The 17882-nt window shown below is 72.3% G+C and carries 13 protein-coding genes; 7 read left to right on the forward strand and 6 right to left on the reverse strand.

What is annotated here, in order from left to right; all coding sequences use genetic code 11:
• Nucleotide 1: 1 nt before the first annotated feature.
• Nucleotides 2-1102, reverse strand: coding sequence for an OpgC domain-containing protein (gene opgC, locus U8525_RS02870; protein WP_374260821.1), 1101 nt, complete (start codon nt 1100-1102; stop codon nt 2-4).
• A gap of 111 nt (nt 1103-1213) precedes the next feature.
• Between opgC and U8525_RS02875 the strand changes: the two genes are divergently transcribed.
• The 6 genes from U8525_RS02875 to U8525_RS02900 all read left to right on the forward strand — a co-directional run bounded on the left by U8525_RS02875 (nt 1214) and on the right by U8525_RS02900 (nt 10074).
• The gene (locus U8525_RS02875) at nt 1214-2509 is read left to right on the forward strand and encodes an AHH domain-containing protein (protein WP_374260823.1); all 1296 of its coding nucleotides are present in this window, start codon (nt 1214-1216) and stop codon (nt 2507-2509) included.
• Nucleotides 2510-2523: 14 nt separating this feature from the next.
• Entirely contained in the window at nt 2524-3105 is a 582-nt protein-coding gene (locus U8525_RS02880; RefSeq protein ID WP_374260826.1) for an imm11 family protein, read from the forward strand.
• A 370-nt stretch (nt 3106-3475) separates the two neighbouring features.
• Nucleotides 3476-3892 carry a nucleoside diphosphate kinase regulator gene (gene rnk / locus U8525_RS02885; protein WP_374261492.1) on the forward strand — a complete coding sequence of 139 codons (417 nt, stop codon included), beginning with the start codon at nt 3476-3478 and terminating at the stop codon, nt 3890-3892.
• Between the two features lie 141 nt (nt 3893-4033).
• A complete protein-coding gene (locus tag U8525_RS02890; protein WP_374260829.1) occupies nt 4034-5860 on the forward strand; it encodes an OmpA family protein in 1827 nt (608 codons plus the stop codon).
• 12 nt (nt 5861-5872) lie between these two features.
• The gene (locus U8525_RS02895) at nt 5873-6400 is read left to right on the forward strand and encodes a hypothetical protein (protein ID WP_374260832.1); all 528 of its coding nucleotides are present in this window, start codon (nt 5873-5875) and stop codon (nt 6398-6400) included.
• Nucleotides 6401-6546: 146 nt separating this feature from the next.
• Nucleotides 6547-10074 carry a protein kinase gene (locus U8525_RS02900; protein ID WP_374260835.1) on the forward strand — a complete coding sequence of 1176 codons (3528 nt, stop codon included), beginning with the start codon at nt 6547-6549 and terminating at the stop codon, nt 10072-10074.
• Nucleotides 10075-10304: 230 nt separating this feature from the next.
• On the opposite strand, the gene U8525_RS02905 is transcribed toward U8525_RS02900, so the two are convergent.
• The 3 genes from U8525_RS02905 to U8525_RS02915 form a co-directional block, all read right to left on the reverse strand.
• The gene (locus U8525_RS02905; protein ID WP_374260837.1) at nt 10305-10682 is read right to left on the reverse strand and encodes a hypothetical protein; all 378 of its coding nucleotides are present in this window, start codon (nt 10680-10682) and stop codon (nt 10305-10307) included.
• 140 nt (nt 10683-10822) lie between these two features.
• Entirely contained in the window at nt 10823-11176 is a 354-nt protein-coding gene (locus U8525_RS02910; RefSeq protein ID WP_374260839.1) for a hypothetical protein, read from the reverse strand.
• Nucleotides 11177-11210: 34 nt separating this feature from the next.
• Nucleotides 11211-12854 carry a sigma 54-interacting transcriptional regulator gene (locus tag U8525_RS02915; protein WP_374260841.1) on the reverse strand — a complete coding sequence of 548 codons (1644 nt, stop codon included), beginning with the start codon at nt 12852-12854 and terminating at the stop codon, nt 11211-11213.
• Between the two features lie 219 nt (nt 12855-13073).
• Between U8525_RS02915 and U8525_RS02920 the strand changes: the two genes are divergently transcribed.
• Nucleotides 13074-13787 (forward strand): HAD family hydrolase, encoded by a 714-nt coding sequence (locus U8525_RS02920; protein ID WP_374260843.1) that lies wholly within the window; start codon nt 13074-13076, stop codon nt 13785-13787.
• Here the strand turns inward: U8525_RS02920 and U8525_RS02925 are convergent.
• Both U8525_RS02925 and U8525_RS02930 read right to left on the reverse strand, forming a co-directional pair.
• On the reverse strand, nt 13759-14526 hold the full coding sequence (locus U8525_RS02925) for a hypothetical protein (RefSeq protein ID WP_374260846.1): 768 nt from the start codon (nt 14524-14526) through the stop codon (nt 13759-13761). The genes U8525_RS02920 and U8525_RS02925 overlap by 29 nt on opposite strands.
• Before the next feature lie 26 nt (nt 14527-14552).
• Complete coding sequence (locus tag U8525_RS02930; RefSeq protein WP_374261494.1) at nt 14553-17717, reverse strand: TonB-dependent receptor domain-containing protein; 3165 nt, start codon at nt 17715-17717, stop codon at nt 14553-14555.
• Between the last annotated feature and the right edge of the window lie 165 nt (nt 17718-17882).

Raw genomic sequence — 17882 nt, forward strand, 5'->3', positions numbered from 1 at the left:
CTCAGGACGGCGAGGGCGGGCCCATGCTCCGGCCCGCGATGCGCTGGCGCAGCGCCACGAAGTACATGCTGCAGAACGTGGCCACCAGGACCGCGGCTTCATCCCAGTAGTCCAGCGGGTCCTCGTTCTCGTCCAGCAGCGACAGGCTGAGCAGGCACAGCACCACGTGCACGGCGAACACGGGCAGCGACGCCTGCCCCAGCGCCTCCAGCACCTTGGGTTGCAGCCAGCGGAACACCCGGGGCGCGAGCCAGCTGGCGAGCAGCGCCACGGCCAGGAAGTTCAAGAGCCGCAGCGGCGCGAGCGACCACTTGTCGAACAGCACGGAGGCGGTGCCCAGGTCCAGGTCGAGGTGCCGCACCACGAAGAACCCCAGGCTGACGACGAGGGCGCCCGTGAGGAGCCGGCGGGACACGGGCTCGCGCTGCTCCGGCGCGGTGGCGCGAGCCACGCCCAGCCACACCCCCAGCACCCAGAGGAACTGCCACGCGAACAGGTCGAACGCGCCCGACAGGTCGATGCTCAACGGCGGCCACGGCAGCACGGGGATGGCGACGAGCAGATCATACAGCGCGCGCTTGAGCCCCACCTGCGCCCAGACCCAGATGAGGGCGCTCAGCCCCAGGACCCGCGTCCACCCCTCCTTGCGCGCCCCAACCAGCACGGCGGGGGTGAGCAACAGGAGCACGACGTACAGCGGAAGGATGTCGAGCAGCGGGGGACAGTAGAGGAGGAACAGGCTGCTCCACAGGGCGGTGAACGGGTCCTGGTGGAAGAAGGCAATGAGGTTGTGGATGGCGGGCCTGCGCGCGGCGACCCCCAGCGCGGCGATGATGGTGAACGAGAAGCCGAGCAGGGCCACGTGGTAGCCGTACACCTTGAGGGCCCGGCGCCAGAGGCTCTTGAACACGGCGGCCGTGTCCCGCTTCTTCGCGTGCACCACGCCCACCAGGAACGCGGAGAGGAACACGAAGCCCTCGGCGGCGGACACGAAGCCGAACGGCTGATTGCCAAGGACACTCAGCCGGGTGGGCAGGTGCGTCAGCGTCATCAGGACGAGCAGCACTCCGCGCAGACTGTCGAACTCGGGGCGGCGTTTCATGGCGGGTAGACTTCTTCATCCATGCCACAGCCCCACGTCCTGGGTAAACCTCACCGCCCGCGCGGTTCCGCTGTCACTGTTCGGCTGACGCACGCGACCGTCATCGCGTGGATGTTGCTCGTCGGCACGGGCTGTGCGTCGTCCCGGAGTGTGCACCTGAGCACGGGGCGCGGCCCCGCCCTCGTTCACACTCCTCAACGGGCTGTTCGGCCCGGGGTGCTGGAGGAAGAGGGCTTCGTGGACACGGTCGCGGGCCTCGCGCGCGCCGCGCCTGTGTCCACGCACCCCCTGGAGGCGGCCCGGCGCCTGCTCGTGGCCTCGCTTCCGCCACGCCCCCAGGTGCGCGGGCACCTGGGCCTCATCTCCGTGCAGGAGCCGGGGCGGGGACGCGTGCGGCTCAACGACGATGGAGCGGCGCTGGCGGCGGCCTATGGCCGGTGGTGCAAGCGCAAGTCGCTCTCCGGCGATTGTCTCCACCTGCTGGAGCGGGGGCCCGCGCTGGACGTGGACGGCAAGCGCACGCTGGCCTTCTCCATCGCGTTGGACTCGGTGTGGGACGAGACCGCGGACGCGCTGCGCGGCATGACGGACCGCGAGGCCGTGCTCTCCATGGTCGTCACGACCGGCGCCCTGTATCTGGGCCTGTGGCTGCTGCCGGAGCCCGTGTCCAAGGGCGTCGCGGCGACCCTGACGGCGGCGCTCATTGCCTATCTGGGCGTCGACACGGTGTGGAGCCTCATCCAGGGGTGGAGGCGGCTCTCGGACGCGGTGGCGGAGGCCACGACCTTCGACGCGCTCCGCGACGCGGGCGAGCAGTACGGCGAGGTGATGGGAGAGAACGCCGCGCGGGCCTTCGTCATGTTGGCCACGGCGGCGCTGGGCAGCACGGCGGAGACCCTGGCCGCGAAGGTGCCCACGCTGCCCGGTTCGGCGCAGGCCTCACTCGTGGCGGCGGCGGAGGGCGGCTTCCGGCTGGTCGCGGCCGCCCAGGTGGAGTCCGTCGCCGCGTCCACGGCGGGTGACCTCCTCCTCACCCTGGCGCCAGGCGCGGTGGCGATGGGCGGGCCCGTGGAGGTGCCGGGGCCGAAGCACCACATCGCGTCCGACAAGTTCAGCACGTCCACCGCGAACGGCGGCCCGTGGACGCCGCGCTACCAACAACTCTTCGACAAGGCTGGCATGTCCCTGAACGATCCGGAGAACCAGGTTCACGTTCCGGGGCACAAGGGGCCGCATCCGCAGGAGTACCATGAAGCGGTCTTCGAACGATTGAGGCTCGCGACCAGCACCTGCAGGACGATTCAGCAGTGCCGCGCTGACCTGATCCAGGCGCTGCGGATCCTCGCGAAGGAGCTCACGACGGAGAACACCTGGCTCAACACGCTCGTCACCCGGAGCGGGGGATGAGGCAAGATGCTCGCGTGACGGCTCGGTACTTCAAGCTCACGGACGACGTGACCCTCCCTGGCCGATGGGAGCTGGGAGCTCCCGTGGATGACCAGGGCCAGGACCACGGCTCGTGGCTGTTCATGCAGGGGACCCCCGCGCGTGTCGAGCGTTCGCTGCGTGTCCCGTCCTACGTGCGAGGGAGCGCGCTCGACTTCTCGCTCGCGGATGCCGGGGCCGTTCCTGTCGTTTCCCAGCGGGTCGCGGAGGTGCTGTCCCGACTGGCTCCAGGGGACGTGGAGCTGTTCCCGGTCGCGGTGGAGGACACCTCGAACGCCTACTTCCTCGTCAACGTCGTGCGCGTCGTGAAGTGCATCGACGATGCCAGCTCGGGTGAGGTGCGCTACTGGACGCCCGAGGATGGGCGGCCCGAGCGGGTCGGCACCTACCAGGCGGTCCATCGGCTGCGCATCGACCCGACCAGGACCGGGGATGCGAAGGTTTTCCGCCCCTGGGGCTGGCTCATCGCGCTCATCGTCTCAGAGGACATCAAGCTCGCGCTGGAGTCCCTCGGCGCCACGGGCGTGCAGTTCAAGGACGTGTCCCCGCTCCGCTGATTCCGCGCCTCCGTGCGTCACGGCGGCTGTTCGCCAGGCCGCTCTTGGCCCGGGGCCCGGTTGCAATCACCCGGCACACGGCTACATTCACCCCTTCAGCGCTTTTCGCCACCCCCGGGTCCCTCGTCAGATGACGGTTTCGCTCACAGCCTGCCTGCAGCCCGCTCCGCGCCGGATTCCCGTGCGCCGGACGCTGCCCGCGCACGGCCGAGCCACCGCCTGGCTTGTCACCCACGCCGCCCGTCTCGCGTAGCTCACGACGGACGGCGTCCTCTTCACCCCCGCTGAACCTCGCGCCCCTCGCTCCCATCCTTCAGGAGCGCGCGCCGTCCCCATCCCCCCTTTCACGCTGGAGGCACCCATGACCCTGATGACCCACGACCACCCCCTCATCATCACCGACACCGACCTCCAGCGCCTGGAGCGCGTCGTCGAGCAGTACGGCAACGCCCGCAACGCCGAGCTCGTGGAGCAGCTGGAGGCCGAGCTCGCCCGCGCCGTCGTCACCTCCTCCTCCGCCATTCCCCGCGACGTCGTCACCATGAACAGCACCGTCGTCTTCGAGGACGAAGAGGCCGGCGAGACGCGCGAGATCACCCTCGTCTATCCCAAGGACGCCAACAGCGAGGCGGGCCGCATCTCCGTCCTCGCCCCCGTGGGCAGCGCCCTCATCGGCCTGTCCGTGGGCCAGACCGTGGAGTGGCCGCTCCCCAATGGCCGCACCCGCCGCCTGCGCATCATCGCCGTGCCCTACCAGCCGGAGGCCGCGGGGCACTTCCACCTGTAGGCCTCCGCGTCCTCCCGTGACGCGTCAGCGCGCGTCCGCGTTCCCCGCTGACGCGTCATGCCCGGGTCGCCGGCGCGCGGTCCCGCCGGATTCCCGAGCCATTTCCCGCCGTTGGGACGTGGACAGTCCCTGGCCTTCCACATGCATTGCCCGGTGCGCCCTTCCCTTCTCGAAGGGCCAGTGCATGTGGAGGAACGCTTGTTCGCACGAAGGCATCACCTGGGGCTCGGAGGACTGACGGTCCTCTGCGCCTTCAGCGCTCAGGCCCAGAGCACCATCCCGGGCATCGAACTGGAGCGCCTGCAGCTCAACCCCGGCATGCGCGACAGCCTCGTGCTGTCCACCGGCGACCTGCTCCCCGAGGGCCAGTTCCGCATCGGGCTGACCGCGCATTACGAGAACCGGCCCCTCGTCCTCGTGGAGGGCGACGAGCGGCAGGCCGATATCATCTCGAACCGCGTGACGGCGCACGTGAGCGCCGCGTACGCCCTCACGAGCTGGTTGGAGCTCGGCGCCCAGGTGCCCGTCATGGGCCAGTGGGGGCCGGAGATCACCAGCGGCGGCGTGACGCGGCCCACCACCAGCGGGCTGGGCACCCCGTGGCTCCAGGCCCGCGTGGGCTTCCTCTCCGAGGACCGGGGCGGCCCCCTGGACCTGGGCCTGCACCTGGGCGCGGCCCTGCCCCTGGGCAGCAAGGCCGCCCTCACCCGCGACGAGGGCTTCACCTTCTCCCCGCGCCTGGGCGCCGGCAAGCAGCTGGGCGGCACCTTCCGCGTGGGCGCGGACGTGGGCGCGCTCGTGCGCACGAAGACGTACGCGCTGACCCCGCAGACGCAGCCCTACCAGGATGAGATGGGCGTGGAGCTGAGCGGCGGCGTCAACCTGTCCGCCGGCCTCTGGGGCCTGAAGGAAGAGGTGCTCGTTCGCGGCACCGTCCCCACGCAGGACTCGCCCAGCTCGCTGGAGGCGCTGCTGGGCCTGCGCGTCCCCTCCGCGGAGGGCACCGAGCTGTACATCATGGGCGGCCCGGGCTTTGGCCGGACGCCCGGCACGCCGCGCTTCCGCGTGCTCGCGGGCGTGTCGTTCGGCACGCCTCCCCCGCCCAAGGGCCCCGTCTGTATCGCGGGCCAGCCCCACGTGGCCGCCGAGTGTCCCGACCTGGACGCCGACGGCGACGGCGTGAAGAACCGCGACGACCAGTGCCCGACGACGGGCGGCCTGGCGCAGCTCCAGGGCTGCCCGGACTCGGATGACGACCAGGACGGCATCCCCAACCTGGCGGACCAGTGCCCCACGCAGGCGGAGAACAAGAACGGCTTCCAGGACGAGGACGGCTGCCCGGACGACCCCGACTCCGACGGGGACGGCATCGTGGACTCCAAGGACCAGTGCCCCCACGAGCCGGAGACGTTCAACCGCTACAAGGACCAGGACGGCTGCCCGGACGTGGAGCCGGACCGCGACGGGGACGGCGTCGTGGACCGCCTGGACAACTGCCCGGACGAGCCCGGCACCGAGGCCAACGGCGGCTGCAAGGAGGCGCCTGTCGCGCGCATCGACTCCGGCAGCATCCGCATCATGGAGGCGGTGTTCTTCGAGAACGGCCAGACCGTCATCCAGAAGCGCAGCCACGCGGTGCTCGACAAGGTCGCGTCCATCCTCGTGTCCCATCCGGACATCGAGAAGGTCCGCGTGGAGGGCCACACCGACAACACCGGCAAGGCCGAGTACAACCTGGAGCTGTCCCAGAAGCGCGCCGAGGCGGTGGTGGACTACCTCGTGGGCAAGGGCGTGCAGCGCGAGCGGCTGGAGGCGAAGGGCTTCGGGCTCACGCAGCCCATCGCGGACAACGCGAAGGCGGACGGCCGCGCGAAGAACCGCCGCGTCGAGTTCAAGATCGTCGGGGAGACCGAGGGCGCGCAGCCGACGCCGGCCTCCTCCTCTTCCCCCGGCACCCCCGAGAAGTAAGGCGGAGCGTCCATGTTCACGACCCTGATGAAGTTCCTCCGGAGAGATTCACCCCGCATGGCCCTGCACGCGGGCATCCACGCCCTGGCGCTGTGCGCGCTGTTCCTCCTCATCGGCTGCGGGCCGGACGACCCGCCGTCCGCCGCCTCCAACGAGCCCGCGCTCATGGCCCAGGACCCCCAGGCCCCGGACACCTCCATCGTGAGGGGCCCGCAGGCCACCACCTCCAGCCGCACGGCGGACTTCGAGTACGCCTCCACGGCGGAGGGCGCCACGTTCGAGTGCAGCCTCGACGGTGGCGCCTGGGAGCCCTGCGAGGACAGCTACACCGTCGGCGGCGGGGACCACGTCCTGCTCGTCCGCGCGGTGGATGGCGGCGGCAACGCGGATGGAACCCCGGCGGGGTACACCTGGACGGTGGTGAACGCGCGCGCCTTCGCGGGCGGCGGGTGCAGCGCCGCGCCGGATGCCTCCTGGCTGGCCCTCCTGGGCCTGATGGGGGTGCCGGGGCTGCGCCGCCGTCAGCGCCGCGCCGTCTAGCGGCTCGCGGAGCCCGCCGGAGGGGTGGGCCTTCCCCCTCGGGAGCGCCCCCTCGCTCCCTCTCAAGGCGCCCTTCCGGCGGCGCTCCCGCGGTCACCGGCCTTCCCCGTATGCTCTCGTCCGTGCCCGGGGCTGGTCATCAGAGGTTGTACGAGGAGGAGGTCCTGCTCGCGCTGGATGAGGGGCTGCTGTCCTCCGACGAGGCGGCCGCCCTGCGCGAGGAGGCCCTCCGCCTGCACCGCGGGCCCCTGGAGCTGCTGAAGGAACGGGGCCGGCTGACGGAGGACACCCTGGACCTCTTGCGGCAGGACCTGGCGCGCGGTCACACGGATCGGGGAACGGCTCCCATCCAGGAGGCCGCCACGCTGTCGACGGCGGCGCCCCCGACCTCGCTGGCCGTGCGCGGCGAGCCCTCCTTTCCCGTGCCCGGCTGGGACCGCTACGAGCCCGTGCGCTTCCTGGGGCAGGGCGGCATGGGGCAGGTGTTCCTGGCCTATGACCCGCTCCTGCGCCGCAACGTGGCCCTCAAGTTCGTGCGCGACGGCGACCCGGAGCTGGCCCGCCGCTTCCTGGCCGAGGCCCGCGCCCAGGCCCGCGTGCGCCACGAGCGCGTGTGCGAGGTCTACGAGGTGGGCGAGGTGCGCGGCCACGCCTTCATCGCCATGCGCTACGTGGAGGGCCCGTCGCTGGGGCAGCTCTCCAACTCGCTCACGCTGGAGCAGCGCGTCTGGGTGCTGTGCCAGGCCGCGGAGGGCGTGCACGCCGCGCACCGCGTGGGGCTGGTCCACCGCGACCTGAAGCCCACCAACATCCTGGTGGAGCGCACGGAGGACGGCGGCTTCCTCCCGTTCGTGATGGACTTCGGGCTCGCGCGGGACTGGCGCGAGGACAGCGCCACCCCCCACGCGGTGCTGGGCACGCCGCACTACATGCCGCCCGAGCAGGCCCGGGGCGAGGGCCACCGCCTGGACCGCCGCGCGGACGTCTACGCGCTGGGCGCGACGCTGTACGCGCTGCTCACCGGGCAGCCTCCCTTCACCGGCGGCACGGAGAAGGAGGTGCTCGCGAAGCTCCAGGCGGAGCCGCCTCCGCGCCCGCGCGCGCTGGAGCCGGACATCCCGGAGGACCTGGAGGCGGTGGTCCTCAAGTGCCTGGAGAAGGAGCGCCCGCTCCGCTACGACTCCGTGCGCGCCTTCACCGACGACCTGGAGCGCTTCCTGTCCGGGGAGCCGGTGCGGGCCCGCCACGGCGCGCGTTACTGGCTGGGCAAGAAGGTTCGCAAGCACCGCGCGGCGCTGGCGCTGGGCGGCACGGTGGTGGCGGTGGTGGCCGGCGCCCTCACCCAGGCCCAGCTCGCGCGCGGCGAGGTGGCGGAGCGCGAGCGGCTGGCCCGCGCCTTCACGGAGCGCGTGGAGCGCATCGAGTCCTCGGCGCGCTACTCCGCCCTGTCGCGCCTGCACGACACGCGCAAGGACCGCGCGGCGCTGCGCGAGAGCATGGCCGCGCTGGCGGCGGAGGTCGCCCGCGCGGGCGAGCAGGCGGTGGGCCCCGGTGAGTACGCCCTGGGCCGCGCCCTGTTCGCGCTGGACGACCTGGACGGCGCGCGCGCGAAGCTGGAGGCCGCGTGGGCCCACGGCTACCGCGAGCCCCGCGTGGCGTGGGCGCTGGCGCAGGTGCTGGGGCACCTCTACCGCGAGCAGCTGCTCCTGGACGTGGAGCGCCGCGCCCCCGCGCAGCGCGAGGCCCGGCTCAAGGAGCTGAACGAGCGCTACCGCGACCCGGCGCTCGCGTACCTGCGCCAGGCGGAGGGGCCGGACGTGCCCGCGCCGCCGTCGTTCGTGAAGGCCCTGTTCGCCTTCTACGAGGACCGCTCGGAGGACGCGCTGGCGCTGCTGGACGCGCCGGGCGCGCAGTCGCCGTGGTTCTACGAGGCGCCGCTGCTGCGTGGTGACATCCTGCTCGCGCGCGCCATGCGGCGCTGGAACGGCGGGGACCGGCCCGGCTCGCAGGCGGACCTGGCGCTGAGCCGCGAGGCCTACGCCGCCGCCGTCGCCACGGCGGAGAGCCAGCCGGTCGTGCACGCGGTGCTGGGGCGGCTGGAGCTGGCCGCGCTGGTGATGGAGCTGTACGGCGAGGGCAACGTGCTGCCGCACTACGAGCGCGGCCTGGAGGCGCTGTCGCACGCGCTCACCGCGGCGCCGGACCACGCCCGCTCGCTGGTGCTGATGTCGCGCTTCCACCGCCGGCTCGCGGAGCAGCGCACGAACCAGGGCGGGGAGGGCGTGGAGGCGCTGCTGGAGAAGGCCCTGGCCGCGCTGCGCACCGCGGAGGCCGTGGCCACGCCCAGCGACCGCATCCCGCTGGAGCGGGCCCTCACGCACCGCCAGTGGGCGCGCTACCAGCAGCTGCACGGGGCGGATCCGCGCGAGCAGCTGCGGCTGGCGATCGCCTCGTTCGAGCAGCTGCGCCCCGAGGACCGCGACTACGCGTTCCACGCCAACCTGGGCCTCGCGTGGCAGGGGCAGGCGGACGCGGAGGCCGCGCGCGGCGGAGACCCGCTGCCGCTGCTGGACAAGGCCATCTCCGAGTACCAGGCGGCGCTCCAGCTGAGCGAGCAGCAGCCGTTCTCGTGGATCAACCTGGGCGTGGCGTACCGCAAGCGGGCGGGCGTCCCGAGCGCCCCCGACGCGCCGGGCGACCTGCGCCGGGCGAACAGCGCCCTCACGCGGGCCCTGTCCCTCAACCCGGACAACTTCGGCGCGAGCTTCAACGGCGCGGAGGTGGCGGAGCAGCTGGCGCGCGCCCGGTACCTCAAGGGCGAGGACGTGAGCGTGGACCTGGAGCGGGCCCTGGCGCTGTACCGGCAGGGGCTGGCGCTCAACGCGAAGCAGCCCGCGCTCCACAACGCGCTGGGCTCCGCGGTGTTCTGGCAGGCGGAGCTGCGCGCGGAGGAGGGCGGCGACGCGAAGGCGCTGCTCGACGAGGCGAGGGCGTCGTTCGAGAGGGCCCGCGCCCTGGCGCCCACGCAGGGCTTCGCCTTCAACAACCTGGGCGAGTGGGAGGTCTTCCGCGCGGAGCTCCAGCTCGCGAGGGGCGAGGACCCCAGCGCGGCGCTGCGAGCCGCGGTGGACGACTACACGGAGGCGCTGAAGCGGCTGCCGGACGACGCGGACCTGCTCGCGAACCTGGGCAAGGCGTGGGTGCGCCACGCGGCGTGGACGCTGTCTCGGGCGCGAGACCCCGCGGCGGGCCTCGCGAAGGCGGAGGCGGCGCTGAACCGGGCGCGCGCGCAGAACCCGCGCCTGGGCAATGCCTGGCGCTACCTGGCGGAGGCTGCCGGCGTCCGGGCGCGCTGGAGGGCGCAGGGTCACGGCGCGGCGGAGGAGGTGTTCTCGCGCGCGGCGCAGGACTTCGAGGAGGCGATGAGGCTCGACCCGAGGCTGGAGTACCGGCTCGCGGCGGCCCAGCTCCACGATGCGTGGGCGCGGTGGCGCATCCGCGAAGGGCAGGACGCGGCGGCCGGACTGACGCGCGGGCTGGAGCTGGCCGACGCGGTGGTGGCGGCCCGCCCCCGGTGGCTCCAGGCGCGCGCGGTGAGGGACGGGCTGGTCGCGCTGCGCGCCGGGGCCCGCGCCCCGGCCGCGGAGCCCGAGGCCGCCGCGCCCGTGCCATGAGGAGGGCCCATCACCTGCGGTCCTCGCCTCGCGGGTCGCTGCTCACGCCGATGCCGCCGTGCTTCCGGGCCGTCGGCGGAGCATCGGTCAGGCGCTCCGACGGGGCGTCGGTGCGCGTCCCCGTCGTGGGGGCCCTGGGCCCGCGCTGGGTCGCGACGCCCGGACCGTGAGCGCCGTGGCCCCGGACGCGTCAAGGGCCTGTCACGGTCCGGGGCGGACGTGTCCGTCGGTTAGAGGGGGTCCTTCGGCGGGTCGCTGGTCACGTCGATGCCGCCGTTCTTCCGGTCCAGCTCCAGCGGGCCGGCCTTGGCCCCGCTCCGGTCGCCGGACCCGTCGTCAATGGTCACGTCGAACGAGTAGACCCGCTTCAGCGCCGTCGTCGAGACGGTCAGCGGGGAGGTCGCCAGCGCGTGGCTCCCCCCGAGCTGGTACGGGTACGGGTTCGCGGTGGAGACGGTGAGGCAGTTCCCGTCGGGGAACGTGACGGTGGCGGTGTAGGAGGAGGGGTAGCTGCCCATCGAGAAGACGACCGTGTCGCCGTGCTTCACTTCCGGGCCGGGGCTGTAGCTGATGGGATCCGTGGAGAGGTCAACTGTGATGGTGGCCATAGGTCCGCATAGCATTGCAGCCCTTGTACCAACATTCATGTTTTGAATACGTGCTCGGATGTTTCACGGCCGGGGCCGCGGCCGTGCGCTCCGGACGCGTCAATGGCACGTCACGGCCCGGGAGCTGACGTGTCCGGCGCCTACCGGCGGAGCTCCTTCGGCGGGTCGCTGGTCACGTCGATGCCGCCGTTCTTCCGGTCCCACTCGTGGCCCTTGCGGGCCTGGGACTCCTGCCCGTTGTTGAAGTCCACGTCGAACTCATAGACCCGCCGCTCCGCCGTCAGGGAGACGGTCAGGGGCGAGGTCGCCATCGTGGCCCCTCCCAGCGTGTACGGGCCGGACGTGGTGAGGCAGGTGCCATGCGGGAACGTCACGGTGGCGGTGGCGTTGAGCGCGCTGCCCAACGTGAAGACGACCGTGTCGCCGTGCTTCACATCCGGGCTGGGGGTGTAGGTGACGGGGGTCGTGGAGACGTCAATGGTGATGTTGGCCATGATGCCCGTCGCTACTGCAGACGTCGTACCAGCTTCAGCTGGCTTCCAATCCCAGCTCACGCACGCGGCGCTGGAGCGCGCGGCGCGAGACCTCCAGCTTCTGCACCATGCGGTCCAGGTCGCCCTCGCACTCGTGGAAGCAGCGGGTGATCTCCTCCGGGCTCAGGTCGCGCGCGGTGCGCAGGAGCGAGCTCTTGTCGATGAGCACGTACACGGAGGAGCGCGGGATGCCCAGCCAGTCCGCCGTGGCCTTCAGGTCCCACGCGCAGGCGCGCAGGCCCTCCAGCACCTCCTGCTCGCTCACCTCGGACGGCTTGCGCCGCGCGGGGGCGCGGACCGCCGACGGCGCGGGCGTGTCCTCCGCGGCGGAGGAGGGCGCCCGCGCGCTCAGCGGCTGTCCGGGGATGGGGAGCGCGTCGGCGTCCAGCGACTGCTCCAGCCGCGCATCCACGCGCAGCCCGGGCAGGCCCCGGCTCCCGATGACGAGCTGCCTCGCGACGTTGCGCAGCTGGCGCACGTTGCCGGGCCACGCGGAGCGGGCCAGCCGCGCGGCGAGCGAGGCGGGCAGCCACGGCTCCGCGCGCGCGTCAGAGGAGGTCAGCCGCCCGGCCTCGCCCGTGGACTCCAGCTCCTGGCGCGCGAAGTGGAGGAACAGCGGCGCGATGTCCTCGCGGCGCTCGCGCAGGGGCGGCACGGTGATCTCAAAGCCCGCCAGCCGGTGCAGCAGCGGGGCCTTGAAGTGGCCGTCGCGGATGCGCGCCTCCAGGTCCGCGTCCGTGGCGGTGACGAGCCGCACGTCCACGCGAACCGGCGTCTGCCCACCCACGGGGTAGACCTCCTGCGTCTCCAGCACGCGCAGGAGCGCGGCCTGGACCTCCGGAGGCGCCTCCGCGACCTCGTCCAGGAAGAGCGTGCCGCCGTGGGCGGCGCGGAAGAAGCCCTCCCGGTCGCGCGCGGCGCCGGTGAACGCGCCCCGCAACGCGCCGAACAGCTCCGCGGCGATGAGGTCCTTCGACAGGGCCCCCAGGTTGACGCTGACGAAGGGCCCCTCGCGGCGGGGGCTCTGCGCATGGAGCGCGCGGGCCACCAGCTCCTTGCCCGTGCCCGTCTCGCCCCGCACCAGCACGGGCACCTGGAGGTCGGCTACGCGCAGCACGTCCTCGCGCACGCGGACGATGGCCTCGCTGGTGCCCACCATGCCCAGCGCCGCCCAGTCCCCCTGGGCGCAGGCACCGCGCACCGTGGCCTGATGCAGCAGCAGCGCCACGCGTCCGGCGAGCACCAGCGGCACGCCCGCCACCAGCGCCTCCGCGGGGAACTCGCGCCCGCCGCGCACCGGCTCGTTGCCCACCCACACCGGCGTCCCGCCCTCCGGCACCAGCAGCCGCACGCTCCCGTCCGTCCCCGCCTCGAAGCGCACCGGCGTGCGGCTGAGGAACGGGTCGCCCAGGGGCAGCGCCAGCACCGCGCCCGGGCGGCTGAAGTCCGGCGCGTTGCGCGACAGCGCCACCGCGCGCTCTCCGGAGAGCAGCCCGTCCAGCAGCAGCCGCTCTCCGATGCGTTGGGGCTGGGCATGGCCAATGAGCGTCAGCGCCGGCATCAGCTGGGCGGCCTGCGCGGGCGTGCCCTGCGAGCGGACGGCGGTCGTGGAGAAATCCGTGGGGTTCTTGGGCGACATGGAGCGCTCCGGGAGCCTACAACGGGCTGGCTGCCTCCGGGCCTGGCAGGCGGGCGCTCCTCTCTACTCCCCTTGGTACTCCCCCGGAAACCGGCCCCACGGCCGCCCGCATGGGGGACGTGGGCCATGGGACCTGGAGCCGCGTCCGCGCCCCTGCTCCGTGAATAGTGTTGAGGGGCGTGCCGTGTGGATCTTCGAGAGAGAAAGAGCGGGACCTCCATGTCTTCATCGACCTCGAACCTCACCACCTTCGGCGCCGTCCTCTTCGACCTGGATGGCGTCGTCATCGACACGACCGAGCTGCACTACCGCGTCTGGGACGAGTTCGCGCGCGAGCGGGGCTACGTGCCCACGCGGGAGCAGCTGCTCGCCACCAACGGCCGGCGGGCCGGGGAGACGCTGCGCGCGTGGTTCGGCGCGGAGCTGGACGACGAGCAGGTGGCCGCGCTCACGGACGACCGGGAGCGGGCCTTCCACCGGCTGCTCGACCACGAGCCGGTGTCCGCCGTCCCCGGCGTGGGCGCCTACCTGATGGCCCTGAAGCATGCGGGCGTGCCCTGGGCCCTGGGCACGAGCGCCCTGGCGCGGAACGCGGAGCGGGCCCTGGAGCGCGTGGGGCTGGAGCACCTGTTCCCCGTGCGGGTGACGTCCACGGACGTGACGCGCGGCAAGCCGGATCCCGAGGTGTACCTCAAGGCCGCCGCCGCGCTGGGCGTCTCTGCGCGCGTCTGCGTGGTGTTCGAGGACGCGGTGGCGGGCCTGAGGGCCGCGCGGGCGGCGGGCGCGGCGTGTGTCGCCGTCGCCACGTCGTTCCCGCGCGACGTGCTGCTGCGCGAGCGGCCGGACTGGCTGGTGAAGGACTTCCGGGACCTGCCCCGGGCGCTGCGCCCCGGAGGCCACGGCCTCACGGCGCCGACGGCACCTCCCCCGTGAGCACGCAGATGAGCGCGTCCGGGTCGCACTTCACGGGGAACAGGGGGTTGATGCCGGAGCCGCGCAGCCGGCCCGCGTCGTAGTCCGCGTACGGGTCGCACAGCGCGTCGTCCGGCAGCTTCGTCGCGCTGTTCTGGCACTTCACCACCGGCCAGATGCCCTTCACGGTGTACTCGGCGGTGCAGCCGTTCTCCGAGTAGACGAGGTCCGCGGTGAACTGCGTGCCCGGGATCTCCGGCGTGTTGTAGATGCGCAGGTTGCTCCACGCGTAGCCGAAGTCCTGCGCCGCCAGCGCGCCGCCGTCGGGGGCGGTGGACGCGGGCACCTCCAGCCGCGTGGGCGTGAGCTCCGGCACCGAGCAGAAGTGGTCCGCCCCCGGCGTCGCGGAGGCGAAGGGGCCCACCGCCGTGGCGGACGCCTGGGAGTCCGCCGTCAGCCGGGACGCGAAGTCCTCCAGCAGCTTGCCCAGCCGCGCGCTGCGCACGCCCACGGTGTCGGGCGCGGCCGGGTCCTGGCTGAAGAACTTCTGCAGGCCCAGCGGCTCCGGCGTGAGCCGCGCGCAGACGCGGTCCGGGTTCTGCCCGGCCTTGAGCTGGTACGTCGCGGCGAACGAGCCGGTGGAGCCGTCCGACACGGCGCGCGCCACCACGCACTCGGCCTCCGGCGCGCTGCCGCACGCGCCCACGGCGGCGACCGCGGCCGCCGCCCCTGCGCTCACTGCCATCCAACGAAGCTTCATCGCGTAGGTCCTCATGGGCGTCTGGCCTAGAAGCTGAGCTTCGCGCCCAGGCGGATGGAGCGCGGCGCCTGGTAGGCGGTGGGCCGCTTGAAGTTGGGGTTGATGTCCGCCTCGCCGATGGGCGCGTTCGTGGAGGTGGAGATGACCTTGCAATGGGGGTTGCCCTCGGTGAGGCAGGCGGTGAGGTCGTCCGGCTTGCCGCCCTGCTCGATGGCGTACACGCGGGTGGTGGTGAAGGTCTGGTCCACGTCCGTGTACTGCTGGAAGTTGAAGAGGTTGAACACGTCCAGGGACACCGTGAGGACGTAGTCCCCCGTCAGCCGTTGGTTGAGGCCCAGGTGCCCGTCCACGCCGTGCACCCAGGGCAGCCGGCCCGCGCTGCCGCGCGGCAGGATGAACGTCTCCGAGCCGCTGCGGCGCGGGTGCGCGCCCAGGTAGTTGAGCGGCGTGCCGGAGCGCGCCCGGTAGTTGCCGCCCACGTTGATGCTGGTGCGCTGGCCCAGCACCAGCTCCTTCGCGGCGAACACCTTGAACGCGTGCGCGCGGTCCCCGGGCAGCGGGCCGTCGCGGTTGACGGTGAGGGACACCAGGTCGAAGTCGCGGGTGAGGTTGGGGGACAGCTGGCCGGTGTCCGCGCGGAACAGGCCGGAGTAGTTCCCGCGCAGGCTGGACCAGGTGTAGCTGGCCTGCGCCAGCCACCCGTTGGTGAAGGCGCGCTGGAAGTAGAGGTTGACCGCGTCGTACCTGCGCTTCGCCAGCGGGAAGTCCGTGGAGTAGCCCTTGCCCGGGTTGCCCAGGAAGAAGGTGCTGCCGTCGTCGCGGCTCATGTCCTCGATGACGTCGTTGAGCGCGCGCCGGGTGTAGGTCGCGCCCAGGCGGCTCGCGGTGAAGAGCTCGTACTCACCGCCCACCACGTACTCGTCCGCGGACTGGGCGCGAATCTGGGGGTCCACCGGCACGCGGTCGCCGCCCTGCGCGTCCCAGAGCTGGTTGGGGCTCTCGCGGTTGCCAATGGGCTGGCGGTTGCCGTCCAGGGTGCAGTCCACCAGCAGCGACCCCTCATGCGACGGGTTGCACGGCGGGGTGTCGTAGGTGGCGGACAAGAGCTGCTGCTGCGGGAAGGACAGGTCCGCCATGTCCAGGGGGACGTTCTCGTAGAAGCGCGCGTAGTTGGCGAAGAGCTTGGCGCGGCCGCTCTGCGTCGGGTCGTAGATGACGCCCAGGCGCGGGGACCACTGGTTGGGCAGGTGCAGGCCCACCTCGCCGTCCAGGCCGTAGAGGGTCTGCACGTCGTAGCGCAGGCCCACGTTGACGGTGACCTTGTCCACGACGGACCAGCTGTCCTGGAGGAAGCCGCCCACGGTGGTGGACGTGGAGGTGCCCTCCTTGTTGGGCAGGAACACCGGCTGGTCCGGGCCCTCCAGGTAGCCGTACTGGTTGAGGCTGAAGAAGCAGTCGCCGCCGGTGCACTCCTGCCAGGGCGTGAGGCCGGTGCGCGCGCGGTTGTTGTAGAAGCTCATCCGCTCGATGTCCGCGCCGGCCTTGAGGATGTGGTGGCCCAGGGCCTCCAGCAGGTACGTGCCCATCACCTTGCCCTGCACGCGGTCCAGCCGCTGGATGCTGATGGTGCCGGGGCCGCCCGTGGAGTAGGCCGCCACGGGGCAGCGCAGCCGCTGCTCCTCGGGCGTGGTGCCGCAGGCGTCCGCGTCCGGGAGCGGCTCGAACTCGTTGATGGTGTGGTAGCCCGGGTTGCGGGTGCGCCGCCACGCGATGTTGGGCTTCGCGGACAGGCCCTCGCCGGAGCCCAGGCCGGAGCCGTCCGACGGGAGGATGGAGTCCGCCTGGTGGTGCCAGCCGAGCGTCGCGTCCACGAGCAGCTTCTTGTCGAAGAAGGACGACGCCTGCTTCGCCACGATGTCCAGCGCGCTGTTGCTGCGCCGGGTGGCGATGGATTCATACGCGCCCTGCACGTAGCTGGTGCACGACAGGCTGGTGCACACCTCCGGCTCGCCGTCGTCGCTGAAGGAGTACTTGCCGCTGCCGCCGGAGGAGCGCGGCGTGCCGAACACGGACACGGACAGGCTGTGGTCCGGGTTGAAGTTGTAGGTGAGCTTGCCCAGGTACTGCACGCTGCGCTCGTCCGCGAAGCGGCGGGTGCTGCTGCCCTCGATGGGCGACACCTGGGAGAAGCCGGTGGTGGGGTCCTTGCGGCGCGCGCCCACGGCGGAGCAGCCGTTCGCGGGGTCCACCTCCGCGCACAGCTCGTAGCTGCTCAGCTGGCGGTCCACCTGGATGCGATTGAAGGACGGCGCGACGCCCACGTAGAACCAGAGCTTGTCCTTGAGGATGGGGCCGCCCAGGTCGAAGCCGAAGTCGCCCAGGTTGTAGGCGCTGCCCTGGGCGGAGATGACGCTGCCCTCGCGGAGGATCTCCTTGCCGGACGTCTGGAACGCGCCCGGCGCGTAGTTGGCGAACACGGAGCCGTGGAGCTCATTGGAGCCGGACTTGGTGACGACGTTGAGCACGCCGCCGGTGGAGCGGCCGTACTCCGGCATGTAGCCGCCGGTGATGACGTTGACCTCCTTGACGAACTCCACCGACAGGGGCGTGCCCAGGGTGCCCACGCCGGGGTCGTTCACGGACAGGCCGTCCACGACGTACTGGCTCTCGGGGGAGGAGCTGCCGCTGATGCTCACGCCATAGCGGTCCTCGGTGGCGCCGGGGGCCAGCTCGGCCAGGCCCTCGAAGGAGCGGGACGCGGAGCCCTTGGTGCCGGGGCGGATGACGGCGATGTTGCGGATGAACTCCTGGTCCACGGTGACGCCGGCGGCGCTGGAGCCCACGTCCAGGGTGGGCGGCGAGCCGACGACCTCCACGTCGGAGCTCAGGGAGTCCGGCGCCAGCTCCGCGTTGAAGCGGATGGTGCGGTCGATGCGCAGCAGGATGCCGTCGCGGGCATAGGGCTGGTAGCCCTGGGCCTCGAAGCGCAGCGCGTACGTGCCCGGCGGGAGCTGGGGGATGCGGTACAGGCCGCTCTTGTCGGAGAGCACGGTGCGCTCGCCCTGGAGCTGGGGCGAGGTGGCGGTGACCACGACGTCCACGAGGGGCTTCTTGTCGAGGGCGTTCGTCAGGGTCCCGGTGATGACCGAGTTGCCCTGGGCCCAAGCCCCCGCTCCCCACAACACGACCATGAGCCACAGCCCACGGATGACACGGATTCGTCTGAGCACGTCTGCGCCCCTCCCGGCGAAGGCGGCGAACTCTGTCGCAAAACGTGATAAATCCACCAGCCCAAATCTTGAAGACTTTGCCGGAAGAGCTGAAATGGCTGGCCCGCTGCGTCAGGGGATGCTCCA

Origin of the sequence: Corallococcus sp. RDP092CA, assembly GCF_041903675.1 — a bacterium.
Lineage (GTDB): Bacteria > Myxococcota > Myxococcia > Myxococcales > Myxococcaceae > Corallococcus.